The sequence below is a fragment of the Streptomyces sp. Y2F8-2 genome, assembly GCF_014905555.1.
In the GTDB taxonomy this organism is placed as follows: Bacteria; Actinomycetota; Actinomycetes; order Streptomycetales; family Streptomycetaceae; genus Streptomyces; species Streptomyces cynarae.
Map to the genome: position 1 here is coordinate 403,276 of NZ_BNGS01000005.1, position 15,414 is coordinate 418,689.

Here is a 15,414-nt window from a genome sequence, read left to right on the forward strand (position 1 = left end):
GGGCGAACAACGGACCGGTAGCGGCACAGCGCGAGCTTATCCGCACAAAGGACAGATTCTTCGTATTGCCGACATAACGACATATAAGTGTCGTGGGGTGGGTGACCTCCGCGCGGGTCAAGGGGACCTCAGAACAGGTCGGGTCACCGGGGACGTCAGAACACGTCAGGAGGCGGCCGGGCCCTCGGGGGTCTCCGGTTTCGGCTGCCGCCGTGCCCGGCTCGGCTGCACGCGCTTCGGCTCGCCCGGCATCTTGGGGTACTCGGGCGGATAGGGCAGATCGCCGAGCCCGTGGTCGTGTTCGTCGCGGCGGGCGAGTTCGAGGAGCGCCTCGAGGGAGAAGGCGTGGTCGTCCATGTCCGCGTGGACGTCACCCAGTTCGGCGAACCGGCGGGGCATGGTCGCGAGGTCGAAGTCGCGGGGCTCGGCGTCGTCGACCTCCTCCCAGCGCAGCGGCGCCGACACGGGGGCGTGGGGCCTCGGGCGTACCGAGTAGGCGGAGGCGACGGTGCGGTCGCGGGCGGTCTGGTTGTAGTCCAGGAAGATCTTCTCGCCCCGTTCCTCCTTCCACCAGGCGATGGTCACGTGCTCGGGCATCCGCCGCTCCAGCTCGCGTCCGACGGCGATCGCGGCGCGGCGCACCTGGGTGAAGGTCCAGCGGGGCTCGATGGGCACGAAGACGTGCAGGCCCCGGCCGCCGGACGTCTTGGGCCAGCCGCGCAGCCCGCCGTGCTCGTCGAGGACGGCGCGCAGTTCATGGGCGGCACGCACCGCGTCGGCGTAGTCGGTGCCGGGCTGCGGGTCGAGGTCGATGCGCAGTTCGTCGGGGCGGTCGACGTCGGCGCGGCGCACCGGCCACGGATGGAAGGTGAGCGTGCCGTACTGCGCGGCCCAGACGACGGCGCCGGCCTCGGTCGGGCACATCTCGTCGGCGCTGCGGCCGCTGGGGAAGGTGATGTGCGCGGTGGGGATCCAGTCGGGCATGCTCTTGGGCGCCCGCTTCTGGAAGAACCACTCGCCGGTCACCCCGTCCGGGTAGCGCTCCAGGGTGGTCGGCCGGTCGCGCAAGGCGCGCAGGATGCCGGGTCCGACGGCCATGTAGTACTGCGCGAGGTCGAGCTTGGTGAAGCCGCGCTCCGGGAAGAAGACCTTGTCCGGGCTGGACAGCCGTACCGTCCGGCCCGCCACCTCCAGCTCCACCGCATCGCCCATGCGAGCCACGGTAGGCGCCCGCCCCCCTCCTCGCACACCGGGCGAACCGCCTCGCCGGGCAGCAGAATCGAAGGCATGGACCTGCCGGTGATGCCCCCTGTGAAGCCGATGCTCGCCAAGCCCGTGGCGGCGATCCCGCCCGACATGCAGTACGAGGCCAAGTGGGACGGTTTCAGGGCCATCGTGTTCCGCGACGGTGTGGAGGTCGAGCTGGGCAGCCGTACGGGGAAGCCACTGACCAGGTATTTCCCCGAACTGGTGGAGGCGCTGCGGGAGCGGTTGCCCGAGCGGTGCGTGGTGGACGGGGAGATCGTGATCGCGCGGGAGGGCCGCCTGGACTTCGACGCGCTGACGGAACGGATCCATCCGGCGGACTCGCGGGTACGGATGCTGGCGCAGAAGACCCCCGCGTCGTTCGTGGTGTTCGATCTGCTGGCGCTGGACGACGACTCGCTGCTCGACGTTCCGCTGGGTCGGCGGCGTGCCCTGTTGGAGCGGGCGTTGTCCGGAGTGCGGCCGCCCGTCCACCTGGCTCCGGCGACGACGGACCGCGCGGTGGCCGAGCAGTGGTTCGAGCAGTACGAGGGCGCGGGCCTGGACGGGGTGATCGCCAAGCCGCTCTCCCTGCCGTACCGGCCGGACGAACGCGTGATGTTCAAGGTCAAGCACGAGCGCACGGCGGACGTCGTGGTGGCGGGCTACCGCTTCCACAAGAGCGGCCCGGTCGTGGGGTCGCTGCTGCTCGGACTGTACGACGACCGGGGCGCGCTCCAGCACGTGGGGGTGTCGGCCGCGTTCCCGATGAAGCAGCGGGAGCGGCTGGTGGAGGAGCTGGAGCCGCTGCGGATGGACGATGTCGCCGGGCATCCCTGGGCGGCCTGGTCGGACGAGGAGGCGCACGAGACGGCCCGGCTGCCGGGGGCCCCGAGCCGCTGGTCGGGGAAGAAGGACCTGTCGTGGGTGCCGCTGCGGCCCGAGCGGGTGGCGGAGGTGGCGTACGACCACATGGAGAACGGCGAGCGCTTCCGGCACACGGCGCGCTTCCTCCGCTGGCGCCCGGACCGCACCCCCGAGAGCTGTACGTACGCGCAGTTGCAGGAACCGGTGCGCTACGACCTCGCGGAGATCCTCGGCGTCCCGGACTGACCTCCGGCGGACGCTGAACCTCCGGCGGACGCTGAACTCCGGGGGCGGACGCGGAACTCCGGCGGACGCCGACCCTCCGCGGACGGCACTCGGCGGACTCGCACGGCGGCGGGTGCGAATGACGACCGCCGACGGTGCGAAGAACGACCGCCGACGGGGGTGGCGGGTGCGATGACACCCGTCGGCGGGGGCGGGGGCGTGCCGGTTCCTCCCGCCCGCGCGTGAGGGGCTGTCCCGGTCTACGCCCTGCGCCCCAGTCGGCGTTCGATCGCCGCTCCCGCCTCCCGGCGGTCGGAGGCGAGCGCTTGGCGGGCCTCCTCGGGCGAGCCGAACCCCAAAGCGGCCGCGATCGCCTCCCAGGCGACGCCGCCCGTGAGCAGCGCCTCCACCGCGGCACCGACGGCGACGCCCGCCTCATGGCGTGCCCGGTCCAGTTCGGTGAGGGTGCGCAGCAGGTCGGGCGCCGTCGCGGCGTCCGCGAGGCCGCTCTGGGCCGCGTGCCGTGCCTGGTCGGCGGTGACCCACCAGTCCGCGGAGGTGTGCGGGGAACGGGTGGCGAGGGTCCGGTCCACGGTGATGCCGCCTTCCTTCGCGGATACGCGTCTGGGGTGCCGCGGGGCACCCCAGTCTAGGTCCGCCGGTCCGGAATGCGGTGGTCATCGTCCGCTGAACGGACCAGCGGGCCGCGCCCGGGCCGCCCTCCGGGCGGCGGACAGGCCCCACGTTCCTCCGCGGACTTCCGACTCCTCGAAGTGTGGGGTCAGGCCTTGGCCGCGAGGGGTTCCGCCGGGTTGCGCAGGTCCTCGGCGGCGTCCGCGACACGCCGGATGAGGTCGAGGAAGAGGGTCTGCTCCTCGGGGGTGAGCGGGGCCAGGAAGACCTGGTTCATCCGAGCCGTGCGCACGGTCAGCTTGCGGTGCGTCCGCACACCGTCCTCCGTCAGGCGCAGCAGGAAGCGGCGGCCGTCCTGCGGGTCGCGGACCTTGTCGAGGAGGCCCCGCCGGCCGAGCCGGCTGATCACCTCGGCGATCGTGGACCGGTCGAGGCCCACCCGCTCCCCCACGGTGCGCTGGTCGAGGCCCGGCTCGGCGACGAGCGCGTTCAGGACCGCGAACTGCGGCGAGGTGATCTCCTCCGAGACCATCGTGTTCCACAGCAGGTAGTGCGCCTGCTGCAGCCGCCGGGCCAGGTGCCCGGGGTGGGCGGAGAGATCCACCGCGGCCATGAGCGCTCCTCAGCGTCCGTCCGTCATGCTTCAGCCATTCCATCGGTGCACTGAACAATACCGCCTGCTCCCCACCTCGGCCCATGCTCCGCATCTGCCGATTTCGCTGGACCCTTGACGACTCAAGCGTCGGGTGGCAGCGTGAGTGGGACATCGCAGAAATAGTCAGTGCGCTGAGTAATTCGGTGGTCCTGGTGGTTGTGAAGACGGATGGGGCTTGACGGATGGACAAGGTGGTCGCCACGGCCCTGGAGGCGGTGGCCGACGTGCCGGACGGCGCGTCGCTGGCGGTGGGCGGGTTCGGGCTGAGCGGTGTGCCGAACGCGTTGATCCAGGCGCTCCACGAGCGCGGGGTCAGCGGCCTGAGCGTCGTCTCCAACAACTGCGGGGCGATGGAGTCCGGTCTCGCGGTCCTGCTGGCCGCCGGACGGATCGCCCGGGTGACCGGCTCCTACATCGGGGGGAACAAGGAGTTCGCCCGCCAGTACCTCGCCGGCGAGATCGAGGTCGAGATGATCCCGCAGGGCACGCTGGCCGAGCGGCTGCGGGCGGGCGGGGCCGGGATCCCCGCGTTCTACACCCCGGCGGGTGTGGGGACGCAGGTCGCCGAGGGCGGGCTGCCCTGGCGCTACGACGGGCAGGGCGGGGTCGCTCTGGCCTCCCCGCCCAAGGAGGTCCGGGAGTTCGACGGCACCGAGTACGTGCTGGAGCGCGGCATCCGTACCGATTTCGCGCTGGTGCGGGCGGCGAAGGGCGACCGGCACGGGAACCTCGTCTTCAACAAGTCCTCCCGCAACTTCAACCCCCTGGCGGCCATGGCCGGCAACGTCACGATCGCCGAGGTGGAGGAGCTGGTGGAGCCGGGAGAGATCGAACCGGACGCCGTGCATCTGCCGGGGATCTTCGTGCAGCGGATCGTCGCGCTCACGCCCGAGCAGGCCGCGGACAAGAAGATCGAGCGGCGCACGGTCTCCGCGCCCGAGGCCCGAGGAACGGTGAGTGCGTGATGGCGTGGACGCGTGAGGAGATGGCGGCCCGCGCGGCGCGCGAACTGAAGGACGGGCAGTACGTCAACCTCGGCATCGGACTGCCGACCCTGATCCCCAACCACCTGCCCGAGGGTGTGGAGGTGATCCTGGAGTCGGAGAACGGCATCCTGGGCACCGGCCCCTACCCCACCGAGGACGAGGTCGACCCGGACCTGATCAACGCGGGCAAGGAGACGGTCACCGTCCTCCCCGGCGCCGCCTTCTTCGACTCGGCGCTGTCGTTCTCCATGATCCGCGGCGGGCACATCGACGTCGCCGTGCTGGGCGCCATGCAGGTCTCGGCCAAGGGCGACCTGGCGAACTGGGCGATCCCCGGAAAGCTGATCACGGGGATCGGCGGGGCGATGGACCTGGTGCACGGCGCCCGCACCGTCATCGTCGTGATGACCCACACCGCGAAGGACGGCAGCCCGAAGATCCTGAAGGAGTGCGCGTTGCCGCTCACCGGCAAGGCCTGCGTCGACCGGATCATCACCGACCTCGGCGTCCTCGACGTCACCGACGACGGCCTGGTCCTCGTCGAGACCGCGCCCGGCGTGAGTGTCGAGGAGATCACCGCCAAGACCGACGCCCCGCTGACCGTCGCGGAGGAACGCAAGTGAAGACCGTCTACATCGTCGACGCGGTCCGCACCCCGATCGGCCGCTACAACGGCGGTCTCGCGGGCGTCCGCCCGGACGACCTGGCCGCCCACGCCATCCGCGAACTACTGGGCCGGACGCCCGACTTGGACCCGTCCCGGATCGAGGACGTCTACTTCGGCAACGCCAACGGCGCGGGCGAGGAGAACCGCAACGTCGGCCGCATGGCCGCCCTGCTGGCCGGTCTGCCCACCTCCGTGCCCGGCGTCACCGTCAACCGGCTGTGCGCCTCGGGCCTGGAGGCCGTGATCCAGGCCGCCCGTGCCATCGCCGTCGGGGACGCCTCGATCGCGCTGGCGGGTGGCGTGGAGTCCATGACCCGCGCCCCCTATGTACTGCCCAAGAGCGACAAGCCGTTCCCGGCCGCCCACACGGAGCTGTACTCCACCACGCTGGGCTGGCGCATGGTGAATCCGACGATGGACCCGCAGTGGACCATCCCCCTCGGCGAGAGCGCGGAGCTGATCGCCGACAAGCACAAGATCAGCCGCGAGCAGCAGGACGAGTTCGCCCTGCACAGCCACCGGAAGGCCGCCAGGGCGCAGCAGCAAGGCCGGTTCGACGCCGAACTCGCCCCCGTCGCCATCCCGCAGCGCAAGGGTGACCCGCAGGTCCTCGCCGCCGACGAGTGCGTACGCCCGGACGCCTCCCTGGCCGCGATGGCCAGGCTCAAGCCGTCCTTCCGTACGGAGAACGGCACCGTGACCGCGGGCAACGCCTCCCCGCTCAACGACGGCGCCGCCGCCCTGCTGCTGGCCGACGAGGAGGGTCTGCGGGCCATCGGGCGCGAGCCGCTGGCCCGGGTCTCGGCGACCGGCGTGTCGGCCATCGACCCGCAGTACTTCGGCCTCGCACCGGTCGAGGCGGTCGACCGTGCGCTGGCCAAGGCGGGCAAGACCTTCGGCGATCTGAATGTCCTGGAACTGAACGAGGCCTTCGCCGCCCAGGTCCTCGGCTGCCTCGCCGAATGGCCCGAGTTCGACCCGGCGATCCTCAACCCGCAGGGCGGCGCCATCGCCCTCGGCCACCCGCTCGGCGCCTCCGGTGCCCGTCTCGCCGGCACCGTCGCCCACCAGCTCGCCCGCCGCGGCTCCGGCACCGGCGTCGCCACCCTGTGCATCGGCGTCGGCCAGGGTCTCGCCCTCGTCCTCGAACGCTAAGGAAGCGTTAGGAACCCCCATGGCTCTCACTCAGCAGGACATCGACCTGGAGATCGCGGCCGAGCACGCCGCCTACGAGAAGCGGGTCGCCGACGGCGGGCCCGTCGAACACCACCCGCGCCGCGACTACGCGCCGTACCGCTCCTCGGTGCTGCGCCATCCGAAGAAGCCGCCGGTCACCATCGACGTCAGCAAGGACCCGGAGCTGGTGGAGCTGTCCTCCCCGGCCTTCGGCGAGCGGGACATCACGGAGATCGACAACGACCTCACCCGGCACCACCGGGGCGAGCCCGTCGGGGAGCGGATCACCGTCTCGGGCCGGCTCCTGGACCGCGACGGACGTCCGATCCGCGGCCAGCTCATCGAGATCTGGCAGGCGAACGCGGCGGGCCGGTACGCGCACCAGCGCGAGCAGCACGACGCGCCGCTCGACCCGAACTTCACGGGCGTCGGCCGCACCCTCACGGACGACGACGGCTTCTACCGTTTCACCACCATCCAGCCGGGCCCGTACCCGTGGCGCAATCACGTCAACGCCTGGCGGCCGGCCCACATCCACTTCTCGCTGTTCGGCACGGCGTTCACGCAGCGGCTCGTGACGCAGATGTACTTCCCGAACGACCCGTTGTTCCCCTACGACCCGATCCTGCAGTCCGTGACGGACGACGCCGCCCGGCAGCGGCTGGTCGCCACGTACGACCACAGCCTGTCGGTGCCGGAGTTCTCGCTCGGCTACCACTGGGACATCGTGCTCGACGGCCCGCGCGCCACCTGGATCGAGGAAGGACGCTGACCTGCCATGACGAGGATCGACACGAGCAGTCCTGAGAGCGTGCTGCCCACCCCGTCGCACACGGTCGGCCCCTTCTACGGGTACGCGCTGCCGTTCCCGGGCGGCGGTGACATCGCTCCGGTCGGCCACCCCGACAAGATCACCCTCCAGGGGTACGTCCTGGACGGCGAGGGCGACCCGCTGCCGGACGCCTTCGTGGAGCTGTGGGGCCCGGACCCGCAGGGCACGGTCCCGACCACCGACGGCTCGATCCGGCGCGACCCGGCGACCGGCGGCTACCTGGGCCGCAACGGGGTCGAGTTCACCGGCTGGGGCCGCGTCCAGACCGATGCCAACGGCCACTGGTACGCCCGTACGCTGCGGCCGGGCGCCCGCGGGCGCAGCGCCCCGTACATCAGCGCCTGCGTGTTCGCGCGCGGTCTGCTGATGCACCTGTTCACACGGATCTACCTCCCCGGCGACGAGGCGGCGCTCGCCGCGGACCCGCTGCTCGCCCGGCTGGAGCCGGAGCGCCGCGACACGCTGGTCGCGGTGGACGGGGGCAACGGCACGTACCGTTTCGACATCCGCCTTCAGGGCGAAGGCGAGACGGTCTTCCTGGAGTTCCGGTGACCTCTGCAGAGTCCGGCACCGGCCTGCTCGCCCCCGGGTGGGCCGGCTCCCCCGCCGCGTCCGCGACGAGCGACACCGCGTACCTGCGGGCGCTGCTGGACGCGGAGGCGGCACTGACCCGTGCGCAGGCCGGGCTGGGGCTGGCCCCCGAAGAGGCGGCGACGGCGGTGGCCGCGGCGGCCCGGTCCGGTCGCTTCGACGTCCGGGACATCGCGCTGCGGGCCAGGGACGGCGGCAATCCCGTGATCCCGCTCGTCGCCGACCTGACGAAGATGGCCGGGGAGGAGTACGGACCGTACGTCCACCGGGGCGCCACCAGCCAGGACATCCAGGACACCGCGACGATGCTGGTGACCGCGCGCACGCTGGACCTGGTCCTGGCCGATCTGGAGCGCACACAGGAGGCGCTGGCCCGGCTCGCCGCCCGCCACCGGGACACGGTCCTGCCCGGGCGGACGCTCACCCAGCACGCGGTGCCGACGACGTTCGGGCTGAAGGCGGCCGGCTGGCGGTCACTGGTGCTGGACGCCCGGGACCGGCTACGGGCCGTGCGCGACGGGCTGCCCGCTCAACTGGGCGGTGCGGCGGGCACCCTGGCCGCGTTCGCCGCGTACGGTGCCGAGGATCCGACGGCGCTCGTGGCCGCGTACGCACGGGAACTCGGCCTTCGCGCACCCGAGTTGCCCTGGCACACCCTGCGCACCCCCATCGCCGACCTCGCGGGCGCGCTCGCGTTCACAGCCGGGGCGCTCGGCAAGACGGCCACGGACGTCCTCACCCTCTCGCGTACCGAGATCGCCGAGGTCGCCGAGGACGCGGGCGGCGGCTCCTCGGCGATGCCGCACAAGGCGAACCCGGTACGGGCGACGCTGATCGCGGCGGCCGCCCGGCGGGCACCGCAGCTCGCGGCCACCCTCTACGGGTCACTGGCCGCCGAGGACGAACGTCCGGCCGGAGCCTGGCACGCCGAGTGGGAGCCGCTGCGCGATCTGCTGCGGCTGGTGGGCGGCGCCGCGCACGACGCCGTGCGCCTGGCCGAAGGCCTCCGGGTGGACGCGGACGCCATGCGGGAACACCTCGGCCTCACCCACGGGTTGATCGTCTCCGAGCGGCTGGCGGCCCGGCTGACGCCCGTGCTGGGCCGCGCCCGCGCCAAGGAGCTGCTCACCGAGGCCGCCCGGCGCGCCCGCACCGAGGGCCGCACGCTCGCCGAACTCCTCGGCGGGTACACCGAGTTGAAGGACGTCGATCTTGAGGCCCTGACCGACCCGGCCCAGTACACCGGCTCCGCGGGAGCCCTCACCGACCGTGCCCTGGAGCGCTCGTGACCGACAAGCTGCTGCACCACCGCATCGAGGGTCCCGCCACCGCTCCCCCGCTGATCCTCGGCCCCTCGCTCGGCACCTCGTACGCCCTGTGGGACCCGGTGGCACCGGAGTTGTCCGTCACCCACCGGGTGATCCGCTGGGACCTGCCCGGCCACGGAGGCTCGGCCCCGGACCTCGTCGGGCCGGGCGCGACGGTCGGCGACCTCGCCGAACTGGTCCTGGCGCTCGCGGACTCGCTGGGCGTCGACCGGTTCGCCTACGCCGGCGTGTCACTCGGCGGCGCGGTGGGTCTGCACCTCGCCGCGCACCACCCCGAGCGGATCTCGTCGCTGGCCGTCATCTGCTCCTCCGCCCACTTCAACGGCTCCAAACCGTGGGAGGAACGTGCCGCCCTGGTACGCCGCGAGGGGCTGGCACCCGTCGCCGCGACGGCCGACTCCCGCTGGTTCACGGCCGGGTTCACCGTGCCCCGGCTGGTGCAGGACCACCGGGACGCGGATCCGGACGCGTACGCCGCCTGCTGCGACGCGCTCGCCGCGTTCGACATCCGTGACCGGCTGGCGTCGATCACCGCAGGGACCCTGTTGATCGCGGGCCGCCAGGACCCGGCGACGCCGCCCGCGCATCTGCGGGAGATCGCCGACGCGGTGCCCGGCTCCGCGCTGGTCGAGATCCCGGGCGCCTCGCACCTGGCGCCCGCGCAGTGCCCGAAGGCCGTCCTGGCGGCACTGGGCACGCACCTGACCGGAGCGCCGGAGCGCGGCATGGAGGTGCGCCGCCAGGTCCTGGGCGACGCCCACGTGGACCGGGCTCAGGCGCGCCAGACCGCCTTCACCGCGCGCTTCCAGGACTTCATCTCCCGTTACGCCTGGGGTGAGATCTGGACCGACCCGACGCTGTCCCGCCGCGAACGCAGCATGATCACGCTGACGGCACTGGTCGCCCACGGTCACTACGAGGAGCTGGCCATGCACGTTCGGGCGGCCCGGCGGGGCGGTCTGACACCGGAGGAGATCGGCGCGGTGCTGCTGCAGACGGCCGTCTACTGCGGAGTACCGGCGGCGAACTCGGCGTTCGCGGTGGCGCAGCGGGTGCTCGCGGAGGAGGAGGCCGCCGGAGGGTGACCCTGCTGGTCGTAGCTTCAGCAGCACCCCTCATGGCCCGCCCGCGCGTGCCTAGGGTGGAAGCATGTCGACTGTTCTCATCACCGGTGCCACCTCCGGACTCGGCCGGTACGTCGCCTTCGAACTGGTCCGTTCCGGACACGTGGTCCTCGCGCACGGGCGCGACGCGGGCCGCACCGACCGGCTCGTCGCGGAGTTGCGCACCGAGGGCGAGGCGCACGGCTTCGTCGCCGACCTCGCCTCGCTCGCCGAGGTGCGCCGGCTCGGCGACGAGGTCGCCGCGGCGCACCCCGGGCTGGACGTCCTGGTCAACAACGCGGGGGTGGGCGGCGGCGCGCGCGGCTCCGGGCGCGAGGTCAGCGCCGACGGGCACGAGCTGCGGCTCGCGGTCAACTACCTGGCGCCGGTCGCCCTCACCCGCGCCCTGCTGCCGGTGCTGCGGCAGAACACCCCCGCCCGGATCGTCAACGTGGGCTCGGCGGGCCAGGAACCCGTGGACTTCGACGACCCGGAGCTGACCCGCGGCTACAGCGGCGTCTCGGCGTACTGCCGCAGCAAGTTCGCCCTGGCCGCGCACACGTTCACGCTGGCGGAGGAGCTCCAGGGCACGGGTGTGTCGGTGAACGTCCTGCACCCCGCGACCTACATGGACACGGCGATGGTCCGCGAGGCCGGGGTCACCCCCTGGAACACGGTGGCGGACGGGGCGGCGGGGGTGCTGGTGCCGGCGACGCAGGAGGTGGGCAGCGGCGGCTACTTCGACGGGACCAGTCCGTCACGGGCGCATGAGAGGGCGTACGACCGGGAGGTGCGCAAGCGCCTGGAAGCGGTCACGGATCAACTACTGGCCCTCTAGGGCCTGCTGCGAACGCCCCGCCTGCCCCGGCGACGCCTGGCCCCCCGCAAGGGGCGCGCGGTCACGGTGCTCCGACGGCCTCCAACGCGTCCCGGGCCCGGACGGCCAACCCGTCCGCCCCACAGGACTCCGCCAGCGAAAGCCCCCGTTCGAGTTCGGGCACCGACCTCGCGGCGATCCCGTACTCGACCAGCGCGGCGGCGTGTTCGTACTGGCAGGGTGAGGCCTCGAGGTACGCCACCGCCTGCCCGGCCAGGCGCACCGCACGCTGCCCGGTCTCCAGCGCGGCAGCCACCCGCAGGGCCTCGCCGATGGCCGTGTCGGTGCCCAGGAGCTCTGCCTGCCGGCGGGCGAGAGCGGCCAGATCCGCCGCACGCCGCGGATCGTCGGCGGCCAGTGCCTGCGCCAGGTCCCCCGCCCAGGGGGCCAGCACCGTGTTGTGGCCACGCCCGGCGCACGCCTTCTCCGCGGCCTCCAGCTCGCCCACAGCCTCCTCGGTCCGCCCGACGGCGAGAAGCAGCCGGCCGCGCACGGAACGGGTGTCGGGCAGCACGATCGTGGACGGGTACGGAGGGGCGAAACCGTACCGCTCGGCGAGGGACCATGCCTCCTCGAAGTGCCCGCGGGCGAGCAGCGTGTCGACGAGGCCGCAGGTCGCCGACCAGTACAGGGGCAGCCCGCGCCCGACGCGCTCGGCGAGGCGCAGCGACTCGCGCAGGGAGGTCTCCGCGTCCCGGAGCCGGCCGCGCCTGCGGTGGGCGAGTCCGACGTAGGCGTGGGCCAGGGCGAGATGACCGCCGCTCCAGCCGGCGGACTCGTACGCGCGCAGGCCCTCGGTGAACAGGCTCTCGGCCCGGTCGAGCCGGTCGCTGTAAGCGTACGCACTGCCCAGCATCAGCAGCAGTTCGATGCCCCACTCGGTGTCGGTCCAGCCGAGTCCCGGGGCGAGGCGGCCGTTGACCAGGGCGCGGTCGCACACTTCCACGACCTCTTCGGCGTTCTCGCCGTGGGTCATCGCGTCGAAGCCGCGCAGGATGAGCAGGGCGCGCTCGGAGTTGTCCCTGCCGGTGCAGGTGCGGGCGAGTTCGGCCAGCTCGCGGGAGCGTGCCGGGGAGTCCTCCTCGGCCGCGTGGATGCTCTCCCACATGTAGTGGACGGCCTGCAGGCGCATCCGGGAGGGGCCCGGTTCCAGACGGGCGGCCTCCTCGTCGACGGTGCGGATGGCGTCGTCGAGCTGGTTGTTGTGCAGCAGGGCCTGGGACAGGCGGTGGACGGCGTTCACCCGGTCGTCACCTTCCAGGCCCGGCAGGGCCAGGGCGGCCTGGAGGTAGTCGATGGTGGTGGCCGGTGAGGTCAGCAGCGTGGCGCAGCCCAGTTCGTAGAGCACGTACGGGTGGACCTCGGGCGTCGGCGGTTCGGCCAGGGCGCGCTCCAGACAGCGGCGGGCCGCTTCGGGGGCGCCGACGGCGAGGTGTTCGCGCGCTGCCTCCCGCATCTGCTCGACCAGTTCCTCGTCGTCGTCCGGGTGGACTTCGAGGAGGTGGCGGGAGGCGGCCGCCGCGCCGAGCCCGGAGTCGGTGACGACCCGCGCGGCGATGCCGTGCATGGCGGTGCGCAGGCCGTCGGGGATCGAGCGGTAGACGGCACTGGCGATCAGCGGGTGGACGAACTCCAGCTCAGCACCGTCCGTCCGGCGGCCCGCCACATCCGGTGCGGTCAGGATGCGGGCCGCGACGAGTAGTTCGGCGCAGCGGGCGGCCTCCTCGGGGCGCATGGTGGCGAGCTCGGCCACCAGGTCCAGGGTGATGCCGGTGCCGAGGATGGCTGCGGCCCAGGCGAACCGGGTGGCGTCGATGCCGAGGCCCTCCAGGCGGGCGACGAGGCCGTTGCCGCGGGCCGAGCGGTTCAGGTCGCGCAGCTCGGCGCACGAGGCCTCGACCGGGTCGAGCTGGCTGTCCTGCACCTTGGCGAGCAGTTCCACGGTCTCGTACGGGTTGCCGCCGGTCACGGCCCACACCTCGCGGCAGAACGGTGCGTCGGCGTGCGCGCCGACGGTGGCCCGGGTGAGTCCGGCGGTCGCCTCGGGGGTGAGCGCGCTGAGGGTGCTGACCGGGCGGCGGGCGGCCGCGGTGATCGCGTCGAGGTGCCGGGCGCCCTCGCCGGACGCCTCGCCGGGGCGGAGGGCCACCACGAGGAGGACGCGCAGGTCGGCGAGTCGTTCGCAGCAGGCGGCCAGCCAGTGCAGGGTCTCCTGGTCGGCCCAGTGGGCGTCGTCGACGATCAGGACCAGCGGCCACTCCCGCCGGGCGAGCCGGGAGACGACCTCGACCAGTCCGTCGCACACGCCCTGCGGGTCGGCCTGCCGCTCTCCGGGGTCCGCTATGCCGAGGGCGGGGCCCGCGACCTCGTACCAGTCGCCCAGGTACTCCCGCGCCTCCAGAGGCATCAGGGACAGGAGCACGGGCTGGAGCAGTTGTCGTACGACATTGAAGGGCACGGACGTGACGGTCTCGCCGCCGCGCGCCCACCAGACCGCGCAGCCGCGCTCCTCCGCGATGCGGCGTGTCTCGGCGAGGAGGGCGGTCTTGCCGATGCCGGCCTCCCCGCTGAACACCAGCAGACTCCCCGGCTCCGAGGGCGACGCGTCGTCGCAGAGCGCGTCGACCGCCTCGGTGATGACGGTGAGCTCCGCGTCGCGTTCCCACAGGGAAGCCGAGGCGGCCGCGCCGGGCCGTGCCTCCGTCATCCCGGTACCTCCCCAAGTCGCCCAAACGACGTACGGACATCGAGCCTAGCCGTCCCCGTGACCCGGTGGAGGGAGGTCGGGGCACCTGTTGCCGTGACGGGTGACACGGGGCACCCCGGGGCGACGCGATCCGGCGCCGACCAGCCCCGGCGCGGGTAATAGAACGTCAAAGTCCGTGCGGAGCAAGCGCATTCTCCCCCAAGCACTTCCTCCACGCTCGCGGCGACGGCCTGGTTCCGGCGTGGACGTGGTGCCGTGCGGCGGCTTCGCGTCCGGCTACGACGGACCCGCGGCGCCGCGGGCCGGCCGGGCGGCGGGCGGCCGCGCAGTCGCGGTCGGGCAGTCGGGCAGTCGGGCAGTCTGCTCACCGTGGGCCGGGTGCCCAGGTCGGGCGCTCTCATCTGCCTTTCACTCCCGCCTCATACCGTGGGGGCATGACGCAGGTGACTCCTCCCGGGTGGTACCCCGACCCGGGGCAGACAAGTGACGGGCCCGCCACCGAGCGCTGGTGGGACGGCAAGGCGTGGACGGACCGGGTCCGCCCCGTGGACGCGGGCGCCTCGTGGGGTCCGCCGGAGCAGCCGCCGGTCGCCGGCGCGTATCCGGGCGAGCCGTTCGCCGCCGTCCCCCACCCCGGTGCCGTCCCCTACCCCGGCGCCGGGCCCGCTCGGGCGCGGCACGGCGTGCGGACCGGGATAGCCGTGGCGGCGGCGATCGTGGTGCTGGCCGGCATAGGCGGCGGTGTCTACGCGCTCACGGCGCAGGACGGCGGGAGCGGCCGCTCCGCGGGTGCTCAGGGTCCGGACGGCCCGGGCGGCTTCGGTGGCCGGGAAGGCCAGGGCGGCCAGGGCGGGCAGGGCGGCCAGGGTGGTCAGGGCGGTCCGTTCGGCAGGCAGGGCGGGCCCTTCGGCGGTGGTTCCGGGGGTTCGGGCGGTCGGACGCCCGCGCCCGGTCAGTCCGGGCAGCCGGGGACCGAGGACGGGTACGCCACCGACCCGTTCAACGGCATCAGCATCCCGGTGCCCGCCGGGTGGACCGGCCAGACCGTCGAGGGCGGGGCGGCCGTCCAGTCGAACGACACCTACAAGTGCCCCGGCGACGCCTCGAAGACCTGCAACACCGGCGGGGCCTACTCGGCCTCTGCCGAGCAGCAGGGGCTGACGGCCACGAGCGCTCGGGCGGCGGCCGAGCAGGACATCGCCAAGAACGCCGAGGAGTCCTACGGCGGCACGTCCTACGGCGGGATCACCTCGCACCAGGTTCTGGCCTCGGAGGCGGTGACCGTGGCCGGGCAGAAGGGCTACATGGTCCGCTGGAAGGCGGTCACGGCCAAGGGCACGGACGGCTATGTCGAGTCGCTGGTCTTCCCGTCGCCCGCAGACTCCCGGCAGCTCGTCGTCGTGCGTTTCGGCCTCGACGCCGGGTCCGGCGGGCCCAAGCCGTCCGTCCTGGACCAGATCACCAAGGGCATCAAGGAGTCGTCGGCGGGCGGCGCCGGACAGAAGGTCTAGGGGGCCGTCCG

General features: G+C 73.1%; 14 protein-coding genes. 10 read left to right on the forward strand and 4 right to left on the reverse strand.

Features of this window, described 5'->3' with window-relative positions:
* Nucleotides 1-165 precede the first annotated feature (165 nt).
* The gene (gene ligD / locus SY2F82_RS19480) at nucleotides 166-1,212 is read right to left on the reverse strand and encodes a non-homologous end-joining DNA ligase (RefSeq protein ID WP_200420371.1); all 1,047 of its coding nucleotides are present in this window, start codon (nucleotides 1,210-1,212) and stop codon (nucleotides 166-168) included.
* A 75-nt stretch (nucleotides 1,213-1,287) separates the two neighbouring features.
* Between ligD and SY2F82_RS19485 the strand changes: the two genes are divergently transcribed.
* Nucleotides 1,288-2,358 (forward strand): ATP-dependent DNA ligase, encoded by a 1,071-nt coding sequence (locus SY2F82_RS19485; RefSeq protein ID WP_200420372.1) that lies wholly within the window; start codon nucleotides 1,288-1,290, stop codon nucleotides 2,356-2,358.
* 239 nt (nucleotides 2,359-2,597) lie between these two features.
* Here SY2F82_RS19485 and SY2F82_RS19490 read toward each other — a convergent pair whose 3' ends face one another.
* Both SY2F82_RS19490 and SY2F82_RS19495 read right to left on the reverse strand, forming a co-directional pair.
* Nucleotides 2,598-2,930: a hypothetical protein gene (locus SY2F82_RS19490; RefSeq protein ID WP_200420373.1), complete on the reverse strand. Its 333-nt coding sequence runs from the start codon at nucleotides 2,928-2,930 to the stop codon at nucleotides 2,598-2,600.
* Between the two features lie 188 nt (nucleotides 2,931-3,118).
* Entirely contained in the window at nucleotides 3,119-3,583 is a 465-nt protein-coding gene (locus SY2F82_RS19495) for a MarR family winged helix-turn-helix transcriptional regulator (RefSeq protein WP_200420374.1), read from the reverse strand.
* Between the two features lie 224 nt (nucleotides 3,584-3,807).
* On the opposite strand from SY2F82_RS19495, the gene SY2F82_RS19500 reads away from it, so the two are divergent.
* The 8 genes from SY2F82_RS19500 (at nucleotide 3,808) to SY2F82_RS19535 (ending at nucleotide 11,146) form a co-directional block, all read left to right on the forward strand.
* Nucleotides 3,808-4,590 (forward strand): CoA transferase subunit A, encoded by a 783-nt coding sequence (locus SY2F82_RS19500; RefSeq protein ID WP_200420375.1) that lies wholly within the window; start codon nucleotides 3,808-3,810, stop codon nucleotides 4,588-4,590.
* The gene (locus SY2F82_RS19505) at nucleotides 4,590-5,234 is read left to right on the forward strand and encodes a CoA transferase subunit B (RefSeq protein WP_200420376.1); all 645 of its coding nucleotides are present in this window, start codon (nucleotides 4,590-4,592) and stop codon (nucleotides 5,232-5,234) included. Before SY2F82_RS19500 ends, SY2F82_RS19505 begins: the two co-directional genes overlap by 1 nt.
* The gene (locus SY2F82_RS19510; protein ID WP_200420377.1) at nucleotides 5,231-6,433 is read left to right on the forward strand and encodes a thiolase family protein; all 1,203 of its coding nucleotides are present in this window, start codon (nucleotides 5,231-5,233) and stop codon (nucleotides 6,431-6,433) included. Before SY2F82_RS19505 ends, SY2F82_RS19510 begins: the two co-directional genes overlap by 4 nt.
* A 19-nt stretch (nucleotides 6,434-6,452) precedes the next feature.
* A complete protein-coding gene (gene pcaH / locus SY2F82_RS19515; RefSeq protein ID WP_200420378.1) occupies nucleotides 6,453-7,226 on the forward strand; it encodes a protocatechuate 3,4-dioxygenase subunit beta in 774 nt (257 codons plus the stop codon).
* Between the two features lie 6 nt (nucleotides 7,227-7,232).
* Nucleotides 7,233-7,838: a protocatechuate 3,4-dioxygenase subunit alpha gene (pcaG, locus tag SY2F82_RS19520; protein WP_200420379.1), complete on the forward strand. Its 606-nt coding sequence runs from the start codon at nucleotides 7,233-7,235 to the stop codon at nucleotides 7,836-7,838.
* Nucleotides 7,835-9,166: a 3-carboxy-cis,cis-muconate cycloisomerase gene (gene pcaB / locus SY2F82_RS19525; protein ID WP_200420380.1), complete on the forward strand. Its 1,332-nt coding sequence runs from the start codon at nucleotides 7,835-7,837 to the stop codon at nucleotides 9,164-9,166. The genes pcaG and pcaB overlap by 4 nt, the downstream gene beginning before the upstream one ends.
* Nucleotides 9,163-10,290 (forward strand): 3-oxoadipate enol-lactonase, encoded by a 1,128-nt coding sequence (gene pcaD / locus SY2F82_RS19530; protein ID WP_200420381.1) that lies wholly within the window; start codon nucleotides 9,163-9,165, stop codon nucleotides 10,288-10,290. Before pcaB ends, pcaD begins: the two co-directional genes overlap by 4 nt.
* 64 nt (nucleotides 10,291-10,354) lie before the next feature.
* A complete protein-coding gene (locus SY2F82_RS19535; protein WP_200420382.1) occupies nucleotides 10,355-11,146 on the forward strand; it encodes an SDR family NAD(P)-dependent oxidoreductase in 792 nt (263 codons plus the stop codon).
* Nucleotides 11,147-11,207: 61 nt separating this feature from the next.
* On the opposite strand, the gene SY2F82_RS19540 is transcribed toward SY2F82_RS19535, so the two are convergent.
* Nucleotides 11,208-13,892 (reverse strand): AAA family ATPase, encoded by a 2,685-nt coding sequence (locus SY2F82_RS19540; RefSeq protein ID WP_200420383.1) that lies wholly within the window; start codon nucleotides 13,890-13,892, stop codon nucleotides 11,208-11,210.
* Nucleotides 13,893-14,326: 434 nt separating this feature from the next.
* Here SY2F82_RS19540 and SY2F82_RS19545 point away from each other — a divergent pair, with 434 nt between their 5' ends.
* Nucleotides 14,327-15,403, forward strand: coding sequence for a DUF2510 domain-containing protein (locus SY2F82_RS19545; RefSeq protein ID WP_200420384.1), 1,077 nt, complete (start codon nucleotides 14,327-14,329; stop codon nucleotides 15,401-15,403).
* The last annotated feature ends 11 nt before the right edge of the window (nucleotides 15,404-15,414 follow it).

Coding starts and splice junctions, on each gene's coding strand:
- ligD (WP_200420371.1), bottom strand. CDS start 1,212: ATGGGCGATGCGGTGGAGCTGGAGGTGGCGGGCCGGACGGTACGGCTG.
- SY2F82_RS19485 (WP_200420372.1), top strand. CDS start 1,288: ATGGACCTGCCGGTGATGCCCCCTGTGAAGCCGATGCTCGCCAAGCCC.
- SY2F82_RS19495 (WP_200420374.1), bottom strand. CDS start 3,583: ATGGCCGCGGTGGATCTCTCCGCCCACCCCGGGCACCTGGCCCGGCGG.
- SY2F82_RS19500 (WP_200420375.1), top strand. CDS start 3,808: ATGGACAAGGTGGTCGCCACGGCCCTGGAGGCGGTGGCCGACGTGCCG.
- SY2F82_RS19505 (WP_200420376.1), top strand. CDS start 4,590: ATGGCGTGGACGCGTGAGGAGATGGCGGCCCGCGCGGCGCGCGAACTG.
- pcaH (WP_200420378.1), top strand. CDS start 6,453: ATGGCTCTCACTCAGCAGGACATCGACCTGGAGATCGCGGCCGAGCAC.
- pcaG (WP_200420379.1), top strand. CDS start 7,233: ATGACGAGGATCGACACGAGCAGTCCTGAGAGCGTGCTGCCCACCCCG.
- SY2F82_RS19535 (WP_200420382.1), top strand. CDS start 10,355: ATGTCGACTGTTCTCATCACCGGTGCCACCTCCGGACTCGGCCGGTAC.
- SY2F82_RS19540 (WP_200420383.1), bottom strand. CDS start 13,892: ATGACGGAGGCACGGCCCGGCGCGGCCGCCTCGGCTTCCCTGTGGGAA.
- SY2F82_RS19545 (WP_200420384.1), top strand. CDS start 14,327: ATGACGCAGGTGACTCCTCCCGGGTGGTACCCCGACCCGGGGCAGACA.